This is a genomic window from Flavobacterium bizetiae (assembly GCF_024271895.1).
GTDB lineage: Bacteria > Bacteroidota > Bacteroidia > Flavobacteriales > Flavobacteriaceae > Flavobacterium > Flavobacterium bizetiae.
In genome coordinates, this window is record NZ_CP091861.1 from 5,559,474 (window position 1) to 5,581,882 (window position 22,409).

The 22,409-nt window shown below is 33.4% G+C and carries 19 protein-coding genes; 13 read left to right on the top strand and 6 right to left on the bottom strand.

The genetic code is table 11. The features are described from left to right. Nucleotides 1-133 precede the first annotated feature (133 nt). Nucleotides 134-2,299 carry a TonB-dependent receptor gene (locus L0669_RS22835; RefSeq protein ID WP_263760152.1) on the bottom strand — a complete coding sequence of 722 codons (2,166 nt, stop codon included), beginning with the start codon at nt 2,297-2,299 and terminating at the stop codon, nt 134-136. Between the two features lie 141 nt (nt 2,300-2,440). Between L0669_RS22835 and L0669_RS22840 the strand changes: the two genes are divergently transcribed. The 9 genes from L0669_RS22840 (at nt 2,441) to L0669_RS22880 (ending at nt 8,998) form a co-directional block, all read left to right on the top strand. Further along, complete coding sequence (locus tag L0669_RS22840) at nt 2,441-2,899, top strand: DinB family protein (protein ID WP_173972698.1); 459 nt, start codon at nt 2,441-2,443, stop codon at nt 2,897-2,899. Between the two features lie 13 nt (nt 2,900-2,912). Then, nucleotides 2,913-3,371 (top strand): YciI family protein, encoded by a 459-nt coding sequence (locus L0669_RS22845; RefSeq protein WP_263760154.1) that lies wholly within the window; start codon nt 2,913-2,915, stop codon nt 3,369-3,371. An 8-nt stretch (nt 3,372-3,379) separates the two neighbouring features. Beyond that, nucleotides 3,380-3,955, top strand: coding sequence for a sugar O-acetyltransferase (locus L0669_RS22850; RefSeq protein ID WP_263760156.1), 576 nt, complete (start codon nt 3,380-3,382; stop codon nt 3,953-3,955). Continuing rightward, complete coding sequence (gene gloA2, locus L0669_RS22855) at nt 3,955-4,344, top strand: SMU1112c/YaeR family gloxylase I-like metalloprotein (RefSeq protein ID WP_173972702.1); 390 nt, start codon at nt 3,955-3,957, stop codon at nt 4,342-4,344. Before L0669_RS22850 ends, gloA2 begins: the two co-directional genes overlap by 1 nt. Nucleotides 4,345-4,733: 389 nt before the next feature. Then, nucleotides 4,734-6,014 carry a chloride channel protein gene (locus tag L0669_RS22860; protein WP_263760158.1) on the top strand — a complete coding sequence of 427 codons (1,281 nt, stop codon included), beginning with the start codon at nt 4,734-4,736 and terminating at the stop codon, nt 6,012-6,014. A gap of 62 nt (nt 6,015-6,076) precedes the next feature. Beyond that, nucleotides 6,077-6,676: an HPP family protein gene (locus L0669_RS22865; RefSeq protein WP_263760160.1), complete on the top strand. Its 600-nt coding sequence runs from the start codon at nt 6,077-6,079 to the stop codon at nt 6,674-6,676. Nucleotides 6,677-6,877: 201 nt separating this feature from the next. After that, nucleotides 6,878-7,417 carry an IS1096 element passenger TnpR family protein gene (locus L0669_RS22870; protein ID WP_173972705.1) on the top strand — a complete coding sequence of 180 codons (540 nt, stop codon included), beginning with the start codon at nt 6,878-6,880 and terminating at the stop codon, nt 7,415-7,417. A 117-nt stretch (nt 7,418-7,534) separates the two neighbouring features. After that, the gene (locus L0669_RS22875; RefSeq protein WP_263760162.1) at nt 7,535-7,894 is read left to right on the top strand and encodes a four helix bundle protein; all 360 of its coding nucleotides are present in this window, start codon (nt 7,535-7,537) and stop codon (nt 7,892-7,894) included. Nucleotides 7,895-7,939: 45 nt separating this feature from the next. Then, entirely contained in the window at nt 7,940-8,998 is a 1,059-nt protein-coding gene (locus tag L0669_RS22880; protein WP_055095663.1) for a nucleoid-associated protein, read from the top strand. Nucleotides 8,999-9,087: 89 nt separating this feature from the next. On the opposite strand, the gene L0669_RS22885 is transcribed toward L0669_RS22880, so the two are convergent. Together L0669_RS22885 and L0669_RS22890 are read right to left on the bottom strand one after the other, a co-directional pair. Next, nucleotides 9,088-9,669: a TetR/AcrR family transcriptional regulator gene (locus tag L0669_RS22885; RefSeq protein WP_263760164.1), complete on the bottom strand. Its 582-nt coding sequence runs from the start codon at nt 9,667-9,669 to the stop codon at nt 9,088-9,090. Nucleotides 9,670-9,740: 71 nt separating this feature from the next. Continuing rightward, complete coding sequence (locus L0669_RS22890) at nt 9,741-10,493, bottom strand: SDR family oxidoreductase (protein WP_263760166.1); 753 nt, start codon at nt 10,491-10,493, stop codon at nt 9,741-9,743. Nucleotides 10,494-10,721: 228 nt separating this feature from the next. On the opposite strand from L0669_RS22890, the gene L0669_RS22895 reads away from it, so the two are divergent. Next, a complete protein-coding gene (locus L0669_RS22895) occupies nt 10,722-13,091 on the top strand; it encodes a GAF domain-containing protein (RefSeq protein WP_263760168.1) in 2,370 nt (789 codons plus the stop codon). A gap of 358 nt (nt 13,092-13,449) precedes the next feature. Here the strand turns inward: L0669_RS22895 and L0669_RS22900 are convergent, their stop codons facing one another. Then, a complete protein-coding gene (locus L0669_RS22900) occupies nt 13,450-14,628 on the bottom strand; it encodes a Pycsar system effector family protein (RefSeq protein WP_263760170.1) in 1,179 nt (392 codons plus the stop codon). Nucleotides 14,629-14,654: 26 nt separating this feature from the next. Here L0669_RS22900 and L0669_RS22905 point away from each other — a divergent pair, with 26 nt between their 5' ends. Continuing rightward, nucleotides 14,655-18,389, top strand: coding sequence for a metallophosphoesterase (locus L0669_RS22905; protein WP_263760172.1), 3,735 nt, complete (start codon nt 14,655-14,657; stop codon nt 18,387-18,389). Nucleotides 18,390-18,587: 198 nt separating this feature from the next. Here L0669_RS22905 and L0669_RS22910 read toward each other — a convergent pair whose 3' ends face one another. Together L0669_RS22910 and L0669_RS22915 are read right to left on the bottom strand one after the other, a co-directional pair. Further along, complete coding sequence (locus tag L0669_RS22910; RefSeq protein ID WP_263760174.1) at nt 18,588-19,451, bottom strand: SdiA-regulated/phytase-like domain-containing protein; 864 nt, start codon at nt 19,449-19,451, stop codon at nt 18,588-18,590. A 44-nt stretch (nt 19,452-19,495) separates the two neighbouring features. After that, nucleotides 19,496-20,548 carry a hypothetical protein gene (locus tag L0669_RS22915; protein WP_173972713.1) on the bottom strand — a complete coding sequence of 351 codons (1,053 nt, stop codon included), beginning with the start codon at nt 20,546-20,548 and terminating at the stop codon, nt 19,496-19,498. Nucleotides 20,549-20,643: 95 nt separating this feature from the next. Here L0669_RS22915 and L0669_RS22920 point away from each other — a divergent pair, with 95 nt between their 5' ends. After that, on the top strand, nt 20,644-21,555 hold the full coding sequence (locus L0669_RS22920) for an ABC transporter ATP-binding protein (protein WP_263760176.1): 912 nt from the start codon (nt 20,644-20,646) through the stop codon (nt 21,553-21,555). A gap of 3 nt (nt 21,556-21,558) precedes the next feature. Next, complete coding sequence (locus L0669_RS22925) at nt 21,559-22,395, top strand: ABC transporter permease (RefSeq protein WP_263760178.1); 837 nt, start codon at nt 21,559-21,561, stop codon at nt 22,393-22,395. Nucleotides 22,396-22,409 lie beyond the last annotated feature (14 nt).

Sequence of the window (22,409 nt, forward strand, 5' to 3'; positions counted from 1 at the left end):
TGTTTTAAAATTAAATGCTACTGAGTTGTTGATTTTTATGACTGAATTGTTTTCTTTTTGAGATTCTAAGGTTCTGAGTTACTAAGATTCTAAGTTTTTACCTTAGTAACTCAGAACCTTAGCACCTTAGCAACTACAAGTTTTTCAATTGATTCTCATTTTTATTATCACTAATCGTCCAGAAGAAACCTACGAAAAAGAATCTGTCTGCGGTTGGTACGACGGCTTGTCTGTTATAAACCCCGTTTGGATCCGGTAATTTTGCATAATCGTAGCCAAAAACATTTTGAGTTCCTAATACATTCGAAACAGAGAAATAAAGGATTTTTTGTGTTGTTAATAAATACGCCCAGTTAAAACTCAAACTGTTGTATGATTTTGTTTTTCCGTTCATGAATTGCGTTTGATTCGGATCATTATACGGGCGACCTGAACTATAACTATTCGTGAAACCAATTTGCGATTTCCAATCGGTGATAAAATATTTGGTTACAATTGATAAACTATGATTGGCTACGAAATTTGGAGTGGCCATAGTCGGGAAATTCTTATACTGTCTTTCTGAATCTATATATGAATATGAAATCCAGTATTCTAAGTTTTTGTACAAATTGCTGTCTCTCCAAAACAAATCCAGTCCTTTTGCATATCCTGAACCATTATTATTGAAAATCGAATTGTACTGAATATCTCTGGTATTATATTGAACCAAATTGCTGTAATCTTTATAATAAGCTTCGGCTCTAAAAGTTTGTCCCGGTTTTGTAAACTGATAGTTTAAAATGTAATGTCTCGCCTTCTCGCTTTCGAACTGATGGTATTTTGAATATTTAATATAATCCACAACAGGAGTTTGAGAAAAATCTCCGTAAGCAAATGAAAACTGACTGTTTTTAGAAACTTTATAAGCGATGGAAGCTCTTGGTGCGATATTCGTTTCGTCAAGCAAACTATTGTTCGAAAGTCTGAAACCTATTTTCATTGCCAGCTTTTTCGAGAATAAAATATCTCCTTCAGTATAAAAAGCAGCAATATTAGAATCGTAACCGTTTGCTGTTTTTATCGCAATATTGTCATCAAAATTTTCATTGTATCTGGTTATAAAATAATCGGCTCCAAAAGACAATTTAAAATAGTTTGAGATGTTTTTTCTTAATTTCAATTTTAGTTGTGCTGCATTTTCATTGCTGTCAACATCATTGATATCGTATTTAACTTTGTTTTTGCTGTACCCGTAACTAATTCCTGAAGTTAATTGCCATCCGGTTCCAAAATCTCCTTTGTAAGAGGCATTCAAATAGAAATTATTATTGTTTAAATCGGTTCTTACAGGATCAACAAAATTGACATTCTTCTGATTCAGATCGAATTTTTCGGCATCAAAAGCAGCGTATAATTTAAAAATTCCTCTTTCAAAATGATATCTGTAAACCGCTTCTCCACCTAAAGATTGATACGGATTATTCCAATCTACATTTTGCGGAATTACAGCCTGATAAGGCGCCAGATTAATATAATTGGTATTAATACTAAAAGAGCTTTTTTTCCATTTTTGTGTATTTCCAACCCCTAAACCTACTGTCATTAAAGCAATATCTGTTTTATTCTGATCAGGTTCATCCTGTGTATTCAATAATAAAACACTTGATAAAGCTTCTCCGTATTCAGCAGAATATCCTCCGGTTGAGAACGCAATTCCGCTAAACAAAAAAGGCGAAAACCTGCTTCGGGTTGGTAAATTATTTGTGGTTGCTCCGTAAGGTTGCGCTACACGAAGTCCGTCTACAAAAGTCTGAGTTTCGCTGGCTTCTCCTCCACGTACAAACAAACGACCATCTTCGCCAACAGTTTGTGTTCCTGGTAAAGTTTGCAAAGCGGCAATGATATTTCCGGCAGATCCTGCAGTAGTAACAATATCAAGAGGTTTTAAAACTGAAACTCTTGCTTTGTCACCAGATTCTAATGTTCCGGCCGTGATTACAACAGCGTCGAGTGCGTTTACATTTTCTCTCAGCTTTACAATTTGATCTTTATAATTGGTAACATCAATTTCTTTTTTGAAGGTATCGTATAATAAAAAACTCACTACTAAAGTCTTATTTCCTGTTTCTGATGTTTCAAACGAAAAATCTCCGGTATCAGAACTTGTCGCTCCGTCGTAGGTTCCGTCGATATAAATATTAGCGCCCGGAACTGGTTTTCCTTTTTGATCTACAACTTTACCCGAAATGGTGTTTTGAGCAAAAATGAATGTTGTAAAAAATAAAAAAGTAATAGTAAAAAGTAATTTGGTTGTCATGGTATTTGATTTTGATGGAGCAAATATATTTTAACAGTTTTTGTTAAAAAATATTAAATAACCCAATTGTAGATTTTTTAGGATGAGTTGTAAATTACTTTTATTTGTATCTTAGCTTTTAAGTTTTAAAAACGATCTATCATGTCAGAAAGCAAAAGAGTTTCGAATTTATATCAATCCATTTATAATGGAAATCCATGGCTGGAGGTTACTTTGGCTCGTACTTTAGAAAATGTAACCGCTGAGCAGGCTTACAGAAAAATAAACCCAAAATTAAATACGATCTGGGAAATTGTCAATCATTTGATACAATGGAGAAGGAATATTTTAAGACGTGTGCAGGGAGAAACAATAACTACTCCTGATCATAATTATTTTGTTCCTATTTTGGATTCGTCCGAAGCATCTTGGGAACAATCGCTACAAAGTCTCGCTAAATCTCAGGAATTATGGAGTGCCTTTTTGAGTGATTTTGATGATGCCGGCTTTGATAAAATAGATCCAAATAACAATCATAATTTCTACGAAGATATTCACGGAATAATTCAGCATGATGTATATCATTTGGGACAAATCGTTATTTTGAAGAAGTTACTTTAAAACACATTTTCATATGAAAAATTCTATATTAAAACTTGCATTTTTATTGATTACTACTATAGGATTTTCTCAGGAAACTGAAATCAAATATGACGAAAATCTGGCTAAATCCCTGAAAGCAGATGAATACGGAATGAAAAAATACGTGTTTTGTCTTTTAAAATCCGGAACCAATACAACCGCATCAAAAGAGGAGAGCAAAAAATTATTCGAAGGTCATATGGCGAATATCGGCAAACTTGCTCAGGAAGGAAAACTGGTTGTTGCCGGACCTTTTATGAAAAACGATCGAAATTATCGGGGTATCTATATTTTTAATGTAGAAACAATAGAGGAAGCAAAAGCCCTTGTAGCAACAGATCCTGCCATAAAAGCCAATTTACTCGAAGCCGAATTAACGCCCTGGTACGCCACGGCCGCTTTGCAGGAAACATTAAAAATACACGAAAAGATAGCGAAGAAGAAAATATAATATCTAATATGAAAACAGAAAAAGAAAAAATGATTGCGGGAGAATATTATATTGCCGGAGATCCGGTTTTGGTAAAAGACCGTCGAAAAGCAAAAAACTTATTGCATCGATTAAATGTTACTGAATACCGCGTAACCAAAAAAGCAAAAGAAATTTTAAAAGAACTAATTCCAAATACAGGGCCGGGTTTTTATATCGAACCTCCTTTTCATTGCGATTATGGTTATAATATTACTTGCGGCGAAAATGTTTATTTTAATGTTAATTGTGTTGTTTTAGATTGTGCTCCGGTAAATATTGGATCGAATGTATTTATTGCACCCAATGTTCAAATTTATACCGCCTCCCATCCGCTTGACGCTGAATTAAGAAAAACTCTAGAGAATGCTTATCCCGTAACTATTGGAGACGATTGCTGGATTGGCGGAAATTCTGTTATTTGTCCAGGCGTAACCATTGGCAAAGGTTGTGTTATTGGCGCCGGATCTGTTGTAACAAAAGATATTCCGGACAATTCACTGGCTGTTGGAAATCCTGCAAAAGTAATTCGAAAATTAAATCAAGAACCTGAATCAAAATCATAATGCTTACCTTAAATAAAGTACATCATATCGCCATTTTATGCTCTGATTATCAAAAATCTAAAACTTTTTATACCGAAGTTTTAGGTTTAACTATTATCAGAGAAATCTACCGAGAAGAACGCCAGTCGTATAAATTAGATTTGGCTTTGAATGGAAGTTACGTCATTGAGCTATTTTCATTTCCTAATCCGCCGCAAAGACCTTCACGGCCAGAAGCTGTTGGTTTGCGTCATTTGGCTTTTGAAGTAATTAACTTAGAAGAAACCATTGCCTTTTTGAATACCAAAAACGTAGCATCAGAACCTATAAGAATTGATGAAACCACAGAAAAGCGATTTACTTTTATTGCTGATCCTGATTTGTTGCCTATCGAGTTTTATGAAAGATAAAGTTTTAAAATAATCTCGCAATCCCGATAGCTATCGGGAGCAGAGTTGCAAAGTTTTTCTTTAAAAATATTGATTAAACGTCCAATTTGTCATTTCGACGAAGGAGAAATCTTCGTGAGTAGCTCCGCAATCAAAATCGCCAATCTTTGTAGAGTTTCTTGCGAAGATTTCTCCTTCGTCGAAATGACATAAAAATGAGAAAAATCCTTTGCACCATCGTGTCTTAGTGGCAAAACCACACCCTAATATTCACAAAAACCAACTGAAAGAATTTTCCTGTTTTTATACGTTTTAACACATTATATTGCATATTTTTCACAAAAAACCGATTTTGATTCTTAATTTTGTAACCCGCATAAAAAAAATGCGATCCAAAAAATCCACATCTGATGAACAAAACGGCGAAAATCAAAAAAAATCATCAATTTATTGTCCTTCAAAAATTAGTTATCGTTTCTATCTTAATTGGCTTTCTTTCGGCCTTTTTAGGAATTTCACTCAAAAAAATCACCGAATATTACGAAGAAATCTTCTTTCATGAAGTCTCGGTAAATCCCATTTTTTATATCATTTTTCCGGTCTTCGGATTATCAGTAATTTATTTCTTAAGGCAATATTTATTCAAGAAAAAAGAAAACAAAGGCATTAAGGAAGTTTTTGAAAGCACCAAATCAACTTCAAAAAATTTACCTTCTTATAAAATTCCATCACACTTTATAAACGGATTACTAACGGTCGCTTTTGGAGGTTCTACCGGAATCGAAGTTTCGACTGTAGTTGCCACCGCCACAATTGGATCTGTAGCACAGCAAAAAGAAAATGTATTTCGTAAATACAAAACCGAATTGATTTGTGCCGGAGTTGCAGCTGGCGTAACTGCCTTATTTAGCAGCCCAATTGCCGGAATTTTATTTGCACTCGAAGTAATTTCCAGAAAAGTAACCCGCGCATTTGTAATTTCAAACTTAATTGCGGTTTCAGTGGCTTTTGGATTACTTACCATATTAAAAGAAGAACCTTTGTTTGCCGTTTCGATTACAACCTGGCATCTAAAAGCGATTCCGTATTTCATTCTTTTAGGAATCCTGGCCGGAATAAATTCGGTTTATTTAACCCGTTGCGTATTATTTTTCAAATCGCAATTCGGAAGAATCGATACCCATTATTACAAAATTTTAATTGGGTCAGTAGTTTTAAGTGTTTCGCTATTTGTTTTCCCTCAATTATATGGCGAAGGTTATCACGCAATAAAAGGGATTTTTAGCAATTCAGCCGAAATTCCGTTAACGCTAACTTTAGCTTTTACGTTTGTTGGAGTTTTATTGCTTAAACCTATTGTAACCTCAATAACATTAGCTTCAGGCGGAGACGGAGGAGTTTTTGCTCCAAGTCTTTTTATTGGCGCTTTTTTAGGATTATTGTTAGCATCAATTCTAAACACATTTTTTCAGGTTCACGTACTTCCGGTTAATTTTATGATTATCGGGATGGCAGCTGTTTTAAGCGCCAGCATACACGCGCCTTTTACCGCAATATTTTTAGTTTGCGGATTAACAAATGATTACACTTTGTTTTTACCCATTTTAGTTGTCTGTTTAATATCAAAATATACAGCAAAAATGATTTACCCTTACACCGTATATAGTTACGCCCCAAGCTTAACTAAATAACATTTTAACAAACAAATCTAAGTATTAATCTTAAACTTATATTCAAGCAAAATACCACACTTATGCCCACTCCTAAAATAAAAAGAAGCTACCGCAAAACACGATATATTCTTTACAAAGAAACTTTAATTGACTCTAAAGAACATTTTTGGTCCTTTGTAGGTTCCTTTATCGGAATTGGAATTCTGGCTTATGTCCAGTCAATTCACTTTTCAGGAAATGATGCCGTTTATTTAATTGGTTCTTTTGGCGCTTCGAGCGTATTGGTTTACGGTATTATTCAAAGTCCGTTCTCACAGCCAAGAAATTTAGTTGGAGGACATGTAATATCAGCATTTATAGGGGTTACAGTTCATAAACTCGCACCAGATATTATTTGGATCGCAGCACCATTAGCCGTTTCGCTTGCCATAATTGCTATGCAAATTACAAAAACACTGCACCCTCCCGGAGGCGCAACTGCTCTAATCGCAGTTATTGGTACAGAAAAAGTAAAGGCTTTGGGATATATGTATGTGATTTCGCCGGTTTTAGTGGGTACTCTGATTTTACTTTTAACTGCTTTAATCTTCAACAATATGACTTCTACAAGAAGTTATCCAAGCCATAGTACTTATCATAAACGTTACCATAAGATTAGAAAAAGATTGATTGGGAGGTAATTTTGACTGTCATTGCGAGGAACGAAGCAATCTCACTTGCTGAATCATTTTACGTTTCTTTGTAGTGTGGTTGCTTCGTTCCTCGCAATGACAAACTAGCCGTCGATATCTCTTTTTAAAATCTTTTCAACAAATCGTAATTCGCAATTCGTATTTCGTTTTTTATATTTTACCTTTGACCTTTCAATAAAAACAAAGATTATGGTTTATAAATTTAGAGTAATTCTAGACGCCGAAGAAGATATTTTTAGAGACATTGCAATTCTTGAAGATGATACGCTTGAAGATTTACACAATGCGATCTTCAACGCTTTTGGTTTTGACGGAATGGAAGTAGCTTCGTTTTATACCTGCGATGAAACTTGGAATCAGGAAGACGAAATTGCACTTTTTGATACCGGAGACGTTCCCGGAGAACAAAAAACCATGAGCGATTATCAATTATCTGATATCTTAGATAAAGATAACACCAAAATCATCTATGTATATGACTTCATCAATATGTGGACTTTCTTAGTTGAACTAGCTGCTATTGAAGATCAAATTTCAGGAGTTCCTTACCCGGAAACGTTATTCTCTCACGGAGAAATGCCTGACGAAGCCACAGAAAAAAACTTCGAAGCCGATATGCACGACGATATCTATGGCGAATTTGAAGATGATCTTGACGAAGACGATCTTGACATGTTCGAAGGAGATGACAGTTTTGAAGATTTTGGATTTGAGGAGAACTGGAATTAGAGGAAAGGTACAAAGGTTCAGAGTAGCAAAGGCTCATAGGTTTTTATTTTTAAATCTTTGATTTAAAAATGTAGGAATATTTTTATTTTTGTATTTATTTTTTTAAATGCACTAAATATGAATACTTTTCGAGACCTTTTAATCTGGCAAAAATCAATGAACTTAGTAACTGAAATTTACCAATTAACAAATTCATTTCCCAAAGAAGAAATTTATGGACTATCTTCACAAATCAGAAGAAGTTCTATATCAATACCTAGTAATATTGCAGAAGGTTATGGCAGGGATGGAAATAATGATTATTTGAGATTTTTAAATATTTCAATGTCATCCTTATTCGAAATCCAAACCCAACTTGAAATCTCATTCAATTTAAAATATTTAAGCGAGAATCAATTTAATAAAATAAATGGAGAAAGCAGAGAAATAGAACGAATGTTAAGTTCTTTTATCAGAAAGATAAAAGACAGAAAATAAACCTTTGTACCTTTGAACCTCTGTCACTCTGAACCTAAATAAAAAATGATCAACCTTTTCAACACCCACATCGAGACGCTTGCGATACACCGCGTAGGAAACAAAAGCAGAAACGAAGCTATTTTTTTATCAGAACAACCATTTAATCTAAATGATGAAATCGTTCCTTTGATAAAAGAGTACTTTTTTAAGCCTTTTAGAGAGAAAGAAGAAAACTATTATCAGTTTGCGCACGAAGTCGATTTGGATTACAACGACATGTTTAAATATGCGACTGAGATTTTTGACAATCCGAATAATTTGCAGGAGATTTCAAAAAGAATCACAACGCATTTATTTGAGCAGTCCAATCACCCGCACATTAAAAACGGAGAGGTTTACGTAACGTATTTAACAAATCTAAGTATTGATAACAACGTTGTCGATGCAATCGGAATTTTTAAAAGTGAGCTACAAGCTGACTTTTTACAATTCGAAGAAAAAAACAGTAACCTTGAAATGATTTTGCAACAAGGTATCAACCTGAGCAAATTAGATAAAGGTTGTTTGATTTTTAATTATAAAAAAGAAGAAGGATACAAAATTCTAACCGTTGATAGCAACCGTTACGACGCGCGTTATTGGTTAGAGCACTTTTTATCTGTTGACGCTTTTGAAGATGAAAACTTCATCACTAAAAAATACTTGAAATTCTGTCAAAACTTCGCAAAAGATGTTGTTTTGCCAGCAGAAGACAAAAAAGAAGAAGTAATGTTTATGAACCGTTCTGTGAATTATTTCGCTAAGAATGATCAGTTCGAAGAGCAAAACTTCCTGAATGAAGTATTAGACAATCCTGACTTGATTCCTGAATTCAAAAACTATAAAGTTGATAAAGGAGAAAAATACAGCATCGAAGATGTAACCTCATTCCCTATTGCCAACGCAGCAGTATCTGACGCCAGAAAATCGATTAAAAACGTTATTAATCTGGATACTCACATTCAGATCAAAATGGATTTTATCAATCCTGAAAGTGCAGAGAAATTTGTTGAAAAAGGCTGGGATGAAGAAAAACAAATGTATTACTACTTAGTTTATTTCAATAAAGAAGAAAAAAGCTAAGAGTCATTCATTTTCTATTACTTACTTAAAACAAAAAACGGCAACTACATTCGTAATTGCCGTTTTTTTATTTCAGAGCTTTTTCTACATTATAACATAGAAAATAAAGCTTTCACAATATCATCGTAAACTTGTTTGTCTCTTTCGCCGCTTCTTGCTAAAACCCTGATTCCGGAATAATTGTTAAAAATAAACCGTGCTAAAACTTTTGCGCTATTTGCTTTCGAAATATCTCCTGAATCCTGCCCTTTCTGTACAGCCTTTGTAAAAACTTCCTCCATTATCTGGCTGTTGTTTTTTACAATTTTGGCAATTTCTTCATCATGCATTGCCAATTCTACAGAAGAATTTACCATAAAACAACCTTTTGTAATTCTGTCTTCCAGGCTTTCTATAACCGCTTGTTTAAAGATATCATGCAAAGTTTCTTTGATATTTTCAGACTGATCAAACAATTCCATGACTTGCTTTTGTGCATTCTTTTGATAGCGCTGCAACGACTGGGCAAAAAGTTTTTGCTTATCGCCAAAGGTATCATACAAACTAGAACGGCTTAAGCCTAAATGCGTTACCAAATCCTGAGCCGATGTTCCGTTATATCCTTTGTGCCAGAAAATTTCGATCGCTTTATCTAAAGCCTGATCTTCGTTAAATTCTTTCGTTCTTGCCATAACTTCAAAATTAAATTCTTTTGCAAAGATACTAAAAATACGGAACGATTGTTCCTGAATTAGTCAAAAAATTATAATACTGTGTTTACAGTAAGTCCACCATCTACTACGATTTCTGTTCCTGTAATGAATGAAGCATCATCTGAAGCTAAGAAACTAACTGTTTTTGCTACTTCTGAAGCCTGTCCAAAACGTTTCAATAAAATCTTTTGTCCTAAAGCAGCTCCCAAACCTTCTACTTCTTCTTTTTCTAAACCAACTTTACCATACAAAGGAGTTTCGATTGGACCAGGAGAAACCGCATTTACTCTGATTTTTCTTGGCGCCAATTCTCCGGCAAATATTCGGTTTAAAGATAAAACAGCTGCTTTACTTGCTCCGTATACACTTGAACCCGGCATTCCTAATTGCGCATTTACTGAAGTATTAAAGATAATAGAACCACCATCGTTTAAAATTGGCAGTACTTTTTGAACTGTAAAATAAACTCCTTTTACATTCACATTCATAATACTGTCATAATGTTCTTCTGTAGCCACATCAACTGGAGCGAAAGCTGCAATTCCTGCATTTAGAAATAAGATATCTACTTTTCCAAACTGAGCTTTTACTTGTTCTACCAAACTATCAATAGATTTTAGATCCGATTGGTCTGCTACAATTCCGGTAACATTCAATTCTTTTTCGGCTTGAGCCAAAGCTTCTTTGTTTCTTCCTGTTACAATTACTTTTGCCCCTTTTGCTACTAAATCTGCAGCAGCTGCGTAGCCAATTCCGCTATTTCCACCAGTTACAATTGCTACTTTGTTTTCTAAATTTTTCATTTTTATTATTATTTAAATTATTGATTATTGAATTATTATGGTACAAAGATACAATAACGGAACGATCGTTCCGTTATTATTAAAGTTAATATTTCGTTAAAATAAAAAATAAACCTGAAAGCACTGATTTACAGACAATAAAACCTATCGAACTATAGAGGAAAGAAATAATAAAATGTCGTACATTCTTAATATTTGCTTAATTTTGTAGTTCAAAAAAAACTTAACATGGATATTCATTTACCTAAAGAAAGTCCCTTTAAAACCATAATTTCATTTCATAAATTAATCGAATCTCTTGAAGAAATTGCTTTATCAAATGTAGATTACCGAGCAAACTACGCCAAGGCCTTATTAAAACAAATAGAAACCATCCCGGAATTTAGAACCGGTATTCAGGATTTTTCGATCATTAAAAACAATGAAGCTTTAATCAAAAATTTATTAGCCGATTTGTTCCCGACTGCTTTAACAAATAATGAAATTAAAGCCGTTACGATTCCGTTTCAAAATGTATCTTTCAATTATACCGACCGTTTCAAAAAAATCCTGCGCAATGCCGGTGATGAGTTTTATATGGAAATTCGTGATTTTGATGATCATCAATTCTATATCAATAATTGCTGTCTTATTTTAGGAGTATATTACAAACAAAGAATAGATTTTAATAAACCATTCTTTTATGATATTCCGGATGAAGAAGGAGTCGAAAAGCATTATCGCATTTTGTACAATGCTGATTTTATGGAAATCATTCCAAATGAAAATTCTATAGATCTTACTCAGGATGAAATCAACTTATTGATTGATAATTATAATGACATTGACCTTTGGAAAGAGAAATTCCCTCCGGGAAGCTGGACTTTAAAAGGATTCGGAATCGTTTCTTTGTTTGACGCAACAATAGAAAGTGCTATTTCAAATTTAAAAAGTAATTTATTAAAACCTGATTCTAAAACCGTTGCAACAGATGAAATTGTTACAAACATTTTTAGATCAATATTTAAAGTTCCAGATTTAAGAGTTGGTTTTATAGTGTATAATCCGGAAGAAGAAAAATTTCTAAGACCGCTTAAATTCGATCATCAGCTACAAAGTTTTCTGCTTACCAGCGATCAGGAAATCGACTGTAAAAATGCTTTTTTTGGCTGTTCATTCGAAAATCTTCTCGACAATAAAGAGCTATTTGTAATTTCTGATGTAAAAAAATTCATCGAAGAATCGTCTAACAAAAAACTGGGCGAACATTTATTAAAACAAGGTATTCAGAGTTGTGTTTTTGCGCCTGTTATAAAAGACGATCATTTATTGGGTGTTGTAGAATTGGTTTCTTCGACTGTTAGGGATTTAAATAGTATAAATGCGACTAAACTCGAATTGGTACTTCCCTACTTAACCGATACCATCGATCGCTATAATACAGATATGCAGCATCAGATTGCATCAATTATTCAGCGTGAATATACTACGATTCACCCAAGTGTGTATTGGAAATTCAAGAAAGAATCTCAAAACTATTTTCAGAATACCAATCAAACAAAAGATTATATTTTTAAAGAAATTGTCTTTAAAAATGTATATCCGTTATACGGTCAGATCGATATCAAAGGTTCGTCTGAACATCGAAATGAAACCGTAAAAAGAGATCTTAAAAATCAATTAACGGCTTTATTGAAGATTTTTGAATCTCAGGATCCTAACACCAACTTAGTCCTTTTAGAACAAAGAAAATTTGAGTTAGAATCGTTCCGCGACGAATTAGATGCTCCGTTAAAAGCGGATACTGAACAATATATTCAGCGTTATATCGAAGAAGAAATTCACCCTCTTTTAAAGAATACAAAAGAAACTCAAAAGAGCGAAAAACTGGAACGTTTGTATTTTGAAAGTCTCGACGAAAAAAGCGGATTGTTCTATCAGGAAAGAAAGAAGTTTGACAACGCTATGTCTATCATCAACAAAAGATTAGCAACTGTACTGGATAAAAAACAAGTTGAAGCGCAGGAAATATATCCGCATTATTACGAGCGTTTTAAAACCGATGGTGTAGAACACAATCTTTATATAGGAGCATCAATTGCGCCAACAAAACCTTTCGATATTATGTATTTGCACAATTTGCGTTTGTGGCAATTACAGACTTTATGCGAAATGGAGCTGGAACATCATCAACTAAAAGAATCGTTGCCTTATGAACTCGATGTAACTTCGCTGATTTTAGTATTTAGTGCGCCGCTTTCTATTCGTTTTAGAATGGATGAAAAACGTTTTGATGTAGACGGAACTTATAATGCAAGATATGAAGTCGTTAAAAAACGTATCGACAAATCGAACATTAAGGGAACAAACGAGCGTATTACAGAAAAAGAAAAAATTACAATTGTATATTCTCAAAACAGCGAAGAAGCCGAATATTTAAAATACATTAAATACCTGCAACATAAAAAAATCCTGGAACCATCAATAGAACAATTTGAGGTCGAAGATCTTCAGGGGGTTTCCGGATTGAGAGCGATTCGCGTAAAAGTGATCAATAACAATGCAAATCCGGTAAAACAAAAAATTACCTATCAGGATTTATTAGACGAGCTTAATTAACTATTGAAGCATATTTAATATGCTCATTTTTGTCATCTCTTCGAACAAGGACAAGGTTTTCGCAATCTTGTCATCCTGACGCAGGAAGGATCACACTAGAAACTCGAAAGAAAATCAACAATCTTTATCGAGTTTTTTGTGTGATCTCTCGTTCCTCGAGATGACAAGATTGTGGTTGTCTTGCGAAATTAATTTTAACACATAGAAACATAGTTTCTGAAACTTAAAAAAGGCGTTTTACTTACCTAAACAAACATAGCTATGTGTTAAGAAACTTGTTTCTTTTTTAAATTCTCTTTTTTAATCTTTAAAAATAAATCTATGTTTCTATGTGTTTAATTGTTCAAAGAATAAGAAATTAAATTGATTTAAAAGCGATTACAAAAGCAATTACCGTAATAATAATTCCTATCATAAAAAAGTTGTAGGCAATGCGCAGTAAATTGTATTTACGCTGCAAAACCAATCCCAGATAATATAAATCTTTAATCATGGTCGAATAAAGATAATCGCGGTCTTTCATCATTTCGTTCATTGCCCAATCGTATTCTTCGAGTGGCATTTTATAGAAATTTCCAAAAAACAATAAGTTTATCTTTTTTGCCTCTATATCTTCACGTGTAAAAACCCCCGTAGTAACTTTTGGTCTTGTAGAAAGAATGGCAAAAATAATAGTGATCACACTCGAAATAAGCATTATAAAAGTCGGAATAACCAAATGCGCATTCTTTGGACTATCTAATTTCGGAATAATCGATGAAAGTGCAATCGAAATAATAATCGCATTTACAGACAATAAAATATTGGCTTTACTATCGGCAATTCCGCTTAAGCGTGTATGATTTCCTAAAGTTACGCGAAACAAAGTATCAACACCACGATCCGGTTTTTCGATCTTATCTTTCTTTTTATTTTCTTCTTCTATTTTGTCTGCTTCTTTCTTTTTTTGCTTTTCGATTTTCTTTTGCACAAGAAGCAAATTTTTCTCTTTTAAAGGCTGCCATTTTCTAATCGCATAATCGGTATAAAATCGATGTTTGTTCATTAAAAAATTAAAATTCTCTTTTGCCCATTCAACATTAGAAAAATTCAAATCCCAGGTATTTTTCAATTCAATACGCAATAACTCACAAGTTGTTTCATATTCTGCTCCCATAATATGGGCAAAATCAGCATCTTTAATAATCTTCTCTAAATGCGTTTTCGGAATATATTCTTTTACGGTAGCCAAAATCAAACTCGAAACCGTTGCGATAAATTCGTCTGATTGTTCTTTTTCTTTCAAAAAAGCTGTGGCAATTTTTACACTTTCTGCTTCGTGATTTTCATAGCCTACTATATAACCTGTATCATGAAACCAAGCAGCAACAAGAAGCATTTCTTTCTCATCTCCTTTAACATCTTCCTTTTTACACAGCTCTTTTACCGCATTTACTACAGTTAAAGTATGGTTAAAATTATGATAAGAATATAGATTAGAAAGTTTATCTTTGAGTAAATTACTGACGAAATCTTCGGATTGTTCTATTAGATTCATGGAGATTTTTTTTATACTACTAAATTATGAAATTGTTTTTGGATAATCATTTTATTACTAAAATTAAAAACCGGTCTTTAGCAATTGTTGCATTGTTACTGGTTTATTCGTGTGCGACGCATAAAGCGCAATACGGAAAAAATGTTAGTGCCAACGAAACGGAAAACGCAACTGATACTATAAAAATTGCACATACCATTTATTTAGTTGGTGATGCCGGAAATGCAGATGAAGAACAAGCGCAGCAAACGCTTGAACTATTGCATCAAAAATTAAAGAAATCGAACAAAAAAGCGACCTTATTATTTTTGGGAGATAACATTTATCCTAAAGGTTTCCCGAGTGATGATAATGCCGCAGAAAAAGCTTTGGCTGAAACAAAACTAACGAACCAACTAAAACTTACTAAAGATTTTAAAGGAAAAACAATCTTTATTCCGGGAAATCATGATTGGTACAACGGTATAAAAGGCCTAGAACGTCAGGCTAGTTTTGTAACGAAATATCTAAACGATAAAAAAGCTTTTTTACCCAGAAAGAGTTGTGCTATAGAAGATGTAAAAATTGACAGTACCACTACGTTGATTACGGTTGATAGCGAATGGTTCCTGGAAGATTGGGACAATCACCCGACTATCAATGACGATTGTGATATTAAAACAAGAGAAGATTTTTTTGATCAATTAGAAAATCTCTTAAATAAAAATCAGGAAAAAACAGTTGTTCTGGCTATTCATCATCCTTTAATGAGTAACGGAACTCACGGCGGGCAATTTTCATTAGAAAAACAATTATTTCCTTTAGAACAAAAAATTCCATTACCCGTAATTGGATCATTTATCAACTTGCTTAGAAAAACATCCGGAGCAAGTCCGCAGGATATTCAGAATAAGCAATATACTATTTATGCAAAGAGAATTAAAACCCTTTTACAAAAACAAAAAAATGTAATCGTTGTTTCCGGACATGATCACAACCTTCAGTATGTAAACAAAGAAAATATTCAGCAAATTATTAGTGGCGCAGGATCGAAATCTGAAGCGGCAAGAGCCATAAATCCTACTGAGTTTTCGTATGGAGGAAATGGATATGTGACGTTAACTTTGTTTAAAAGTGGTGATGCAAAAGTGTCCTTTTTTGGAAATGAAAACAATAAAGAAAAATTACTTTTTGAACATGAAATTATAAAGGCAAAAGAAATTAATTGGGCAGCCACGGTAGATAATAAATTTCCCGCTACTGTAGATACTTCTATTTATTCTGCAAAAATGACCCATAAAAGTATGTTTCATAAATTTTTATTCGGAAATCATTACAGAAAATATTACAGCTTACCAATAGAAGCCAAAACCGCTACTTTAGATACTTTAATGGGCGGCCTGAAACCTATTCGCGAAGGCGGAGGACATCAATCTGTATCCTTAAGAGTATCTGATCCTAAAGGAAGAGAATACGTAATGCGTGCCTTGAAAAAAAGTGCCACCGTATTTTTGCAATCGGTAGCTTTTAAAGATCAATATGTGGTTAATGATTTTGAGGATACGTATGCTGAGAACTTCTTGTTTGATTTTTACACTACTTCTCATCCGTATACTACGTTTGCGATTGGCAGTATGTCGGACCAGATTGGTTTGGCGCACACCAATCCGGTTTTATATTACATCCCAAAACAAAATGCATTAAAAGAGTTTAACTCGAACTTTGGAGATCAGCTTTATATGGTCGAAGAAAGACCAGCTGATAATCATTTGGATGCTAAAAATTTTGGTAATCCAACCAATATTATCAGTACGGAGGATATGATGAAAAATCTTCATAAAGATGAGAAATACAGCGTTGATGAAGATGCATACATAAAAGCACGTTTGTTTGACATGCTTATTGGCGATTGGGACAGACATAGTGATCAATGGCGTTGGGCAGAACATAAAAAAGGCAATAAAGTGATTTATGAGCCAATTCCTCGTGACCGTGATCAGGCTTTTGTAAAATATGACGGAACTTTACTTTCGCTTTTAATGAATATTCCGGCGCTACGCCACATGAGAACTTTCAAAAATAAAATTGATAACGTAAAGTGGCTCAACAGAGAACCTTATCCTATGGATTTGGCTTTTTTAAGAACTGCCGAAGAGAAAGACTGGATTGCTCAGGCGAAATACATTCAGGAAAACTTATCGGATAGTGATATCGACAAAGCTTTTAAAAATTTACCAAAAGAAGTTCAGGACGCCACAATTGACGATATCAAGAACAAATTAAAAAACAGAAAGAAAGATCTTCAAAAATATGCTTCAGAGTATTTTGATGTTTTAAGCCATACGGTAATGATTGCCGGAACGGATAAAAAAGATAAATTCGTCATTAACCACAATGCTAAAAAAAGCATCGAAATTCAGGTTTACCGAGTTAAGAAAGAAGGCGATGAATTAGTATACACAAAAACGGTAACGGATTCTAAAACTAAAAATCTTTGGATTTATGGTTTAGATGATAATGATGTTTTTGAAGTAATTGGCGATCAGAAATCAAACATAAAAATTCGTCTGATTGGTGGTCAGAACAATGATACGTACAACATCAAAAACGGAAAAAGGGTTATTGTTTATGATTTTAAATCAAAAGAAAACACCTATAATCTGGATGCTAAAACGAGAACGCAACTAACAGATGATTATGACGTAAACTTATACAATTACGAAAGACCTAAATACAATGTTGTGTCCGGATTACCAAATATTGGGTACAACCCTGATGATGGTGTAAAAGTGGGTATTAATTTAAATTATACGGTAAACAACTTCAAACAGAATCCTTATACGCAAAGACACGTTTTAAACGCTTTCTATTATTTTGCAACTGGAGGTTTAGAGTTTAATTATGTAGCACATTTTCCTGGTTTGTTAGGTAAATGGGTGATTGATGTTGAATCGCAATATACTACGCCAAATTTTGCCGTAAACTATTTTGGATACGGAAATGAATCTGTAAATAATACGGAAGAATTTGGAATGGATTATAACCGTGTTCGCATTCAGAGATTTAATCTTTCGGGAGCTATTAGACATGTTGGCAGATACGGAAGCGAATTTAGTATTCAGCCAATGCTACAACAAATGAGAGTGGAAGAAACGGATAACAGATATATTGATACTCCAAACATTATTAACCCGATCGTTTTTGATAGTCAGGTTTATGGTGGTGCAAAAATTAAATACCTGTTTAAAAATGCCGATTTTGCTGCTAAGCCTACTTTAGGCGTTGCTTTTATGGCTTCGGCAACATGGTTGTCTAATTTAGATAATACGAAACAAAACTTCCCTACGATTGAAAGCTTTTTAGGATTTACTCATAAAATTGACCATAACGGAAAATTAGTTTTGGCTACAATTTTAAAAGGGAAAGCGATCTTAAACAACAATTACGAATTTTATCAAGGGGCTACTTTAGGTGGAGATACTGATTTGCGTGGTTATAGAAATGAGCGCTTTTTAGGAAGTTCTTATTTCTCTCAAAGTACTGATTTACGATTAAGTCTTGGAAAAATACGCAAGACAATTGCTCCTCTAACTTACGGAATTCTTGGTGGTTTTGATTACGGAAGGGTTTGGCTTGATGGCGAAAGTTCAAGAAAATGGCATCAGGATTATGGTGGCGGAATCTGGATGAATGCCATAAATGTTTTAACCGCAAGAGTTTCGTACTTTAAATCTCCTGACGAAGAAGGAAGAGTTATTTTTGGAGCGGCATATAGTTTTTAAGAAAGGCACTAAGGTTCTGAGGCGCCAAGAGGCTAAGATTCTTAATAAAGGTTCAAAGTAGCAGAGGCTCAAAGGAACAAAGCTATAGCCACGAAATCACGAATTATTTGTAATTAAAATTCGTGAATTCGTGGCTATTTTTTTTTAGATTTCTTAGTTTTCAAATTAAAAAACTTAGCAACTTAGTATCTTAGACACTTAGCGGCTTAAAGTAAACTCATAAACATTCCCTCCTACTTTATTTGTTTTTTCGTCGGCAATCAATAATGTGTTGTTGTCTTTGAAAACTATTGCTTCTTTTTGCGAAAAGTGATTCAGTTTTATTTCGGTTTGAGATCCTTTATGAAATAAATCTCCTTTGTAACCTTTAAATAAAACAATTTTATCGTGACTTAATAAAACTACTTTTTTCCCGTCAGGGCTAATGGTAGCACTTGTCAGAACACAATGATTGTAATTATTACAAGTTTTAAATTCGCCTATTTTAGTTGCTTTTTGAGTTCCGGGAGCGTTTAGAATTTTGTATATAAAAGCTGTTCCGTCGAAACCTTTACTTCTGTTTTTTGTAAAAAGGTAAAAGTAATTTCCGTGTTCAAAAAAACCTTCTACATCATAGAACATTTCTTTTTTCTTTGGCGGAAATTCGGTTTGTTCCGGATAAGAAAATGAGATTTTATATTCGGCTACAGCCGCATCTTTATTCAACTGATTTTTATTGACTTTGTAAATACACAAATCTTTACGTTCGTTGTCATTATTTCCAAAATCTCCAATATAAATATTACCGCTTTTATCTTTGGTAATATCCTCCCAATCTACGTTTGTAGCGTTTGTAATGGTAATAGTTTTAGCCACTTTACCTTGAGAATTTATAGCATAGATTGCGTTTTTATTTCCGCTGTCTTCTAAGGTATGAATGAGATTTGTTTCCGGGAAATACGTAATTCCTGAAACCTCTTTTAACTTTTTAGGTAGCGAATAAAGCGTTTTAAAATTATCATTTGATTGTTGCTGACAAGCTAGTAAAGCAATAGAAACTCCAAGTAAAAAAAACTTTTTCATATGATTATTTTTATTTTTTCAACCACATATTAAATGATTAAAAACTAGATTAAATGTGTATTTTTAAAATTGCGCGTGATAAACTCAAATGCTGCGAACATAACGTGCCCCATTGATTTGGCATTTTTAAATTTCATATCATTGGTATAACGGTATAATTCCATTTTTAGTTGATTTAAATGATCAACTGTCGAAATGGTATCATGACACATAATGTTCAATAATTTTGTAATTCTGGCTTCGGCAGAATGAATTCGTTTCGCCAAAATAGCTCTTTCTTCGTCTTTATATTGAATAACGGAACGATCCTCTAATTTCTCTTTAATCAGTTTCATCATTTGATAGTTCTCCTTAAAAAACTGCGGACGATACACTTTAAAATTCCCCTCATAACATTGCTGATCAAAATCTATCGCGCGAATTCGATACACGACCTGGTCAAAATCATGAATAGGAACAATTACATAATTATACGAACGCATATCGCCTAAAAGCCTGATCATGCAGCGTTCGTTAAATTTTACAAACTCTTTTGCTATTTGTGATTTTTCGGTTTCGGTAGAAGTATGCAGCAAAGTTTCCATAAAAATATCACCCGGAATCCCTACGATATGTTCTTCTATCAAAGTATCTCCAAAAACCAAAAAGTTTATTTTATCAGGCGATAAAATATCTTCCAGTTCCAGTCCGTAAATTCGGGAAGCATCTGCTTTTTTTATATAAAAATGAACGTAGTTATCATTGAGAATATTACGCACTTTTACTCTGAAGGGTTTTGAGTTTCCAAACGTACAAAAATCGATAGCATCAACATTTAAGTACTGAATGATATCATTATTTCCGTCAGAATGCAGCAGCGAATAAATCTTTTTTAAATTCAAATCAATTTCCTCACGGTCAAATTCCCCGTAATAAACACGAGTCCATAAAGTATCTTCTCCGTTTTTATCATATAAATTGATAGCACCAGAAAATCGTAATAAATCATCATAGAACACTGATACTTTCGAAATACGCTCATATCGATCTAAATAACTTATAAGAGCTGGTGTCAAAGGGTACGATGGTTTTTTTAAAACCATTAAAGGTTCGCTCATTTTGAATATCTTTATTACAAATTTACATTAAATAAAATTTAGCGTAACAATAAACAACTTGAATCGTCATACTTAAAACTAAAACCGAAATAAATTTGGAAACCATACTTACTATTGAGAATCTTCATAAAAGATACGGGCGTATTCAGGCCTTAAAAAATGTTTCTTTTGAAATACAAAAAGGCCGTGTTTATGGCATTTTAGGTCCTAACGGAAGCGGAAAATCGACTACTTTAGGAATTGTCCTGAACGTTGTAAATCGTACCTCCGGGAACTACAGCTGGTTTGGAGGGAAAGTTCAGACTCATGAAGCCTTAAAAAAAGTGGGCGCAATTATCGAAAGACCTAACTTTTACCCGTACATGACGGCCGAAGAAAACCTGAAACTGGTTTGTAAAATAAAAAGCATTAATTATGCTAAAATCAACGAAAAACTGGATCTGGTTGGTTTAACTGAAAGAAAAGACAGCAAGTTCAGTACTTTTTCGTTAGGGATGAAACAGCGTTTGGCCATTGCATCGGCGCTTTTAAACGATCCTGAAATTTTAATTTTAGATGAACCTACCAATGGTTTGGATCCGCAGGGAATTCATCAGATTAGGGATATCATTAAAAAAATTGCTTCACAAGGAACAACTATTTTATTGGCTTCGCACTTATTAGATGAAGTCGAAAAAGTATGTTCGCATGTAATTGTTTTAAGAAAAGGAGAAATTTTATATTCAGGTTCTGTTGATGGAATGTCAGCAAATGAAGGCTTTTTTGAAATTATGGCTGATGATAATCTAACACTTAAAAATGCTTTACCCCTACATCCTTCGATAGACAGAATAACTGAAGAAGACGGGAAAATTTTAGTTTATTTAAAATCAGATTTATCAGCAGCAGAACTTAATCAGTTTTTATTTTCTAAAAACATTACGTTGAGCCATTTAGTAAAACGTAAAAATAGTTTAGAAGCTCAATTTTTAGAATTAACCAAAAACGCCACTACCCAAAACAACTAAACCATGAACAGACTTATCTCTATAGAATTACAAAAAATCTGGAAAAACAAAGCCAGTCGTGTCCTTACTTTAACCTATTTCATTTTACTTTCGTTTATTGCATTAATTGCTTCTATAAAATTTGATATAGGACCAATTCATATCGATCCTTCAGAAATGGGAATTTTTAATTTTCCGTTTATCTGGCATTTTAATACTTATTTTGCCGCCTGGCTTAAATTTTTCCTGGCCATTGTTATCGTATCAATGATGGCAAATGAATATAGTTACGGCACTTTAAAACAAAATTTAATTGACGGTTTAAGCAAAAAAGAATTTATTTTATCCAAATTCTTAACTGTTGTACTTTTTGCATTAGGCTCTACAGTTTTCGTTTTCATCATGACTTTAATTCTGGGATATTCTTTTTCATCTTACACTGAATTTGGTATCGTTTTTAGTGAATTACAATACTTACTAGCCTTTTTCGTAAAATTACTAGGATTCTTTTCTTTTTGTCTATTTTTAGGTATCTTAGTAAAACGATCTGCTTTTGCCTTGGGTTTTTTATTAGTGTGGATTTTTATTGAATCGATAATAAAAGGTCTTTTAGTATTTCAAATCTTCCCGGAAAGCAATATAGGGTATAAGATTATCCAGTTTTTACCGTTAGAAGCGATGTCTAATTTAATTGTTGAACCCGTTTCAAGATTATCGTTAATAAAAAGTATCGGAACGCAAATGGGAGTAGAAAACACTAAAGATTATGGCGTACACTTTCTTTCGATTTTGATCGTTTTAGTATGGACTTTCTTATTTATATATTTTTCTTACAAATTACTAAAAAAACGGGATTTGTAGTATATTTGTCGGGC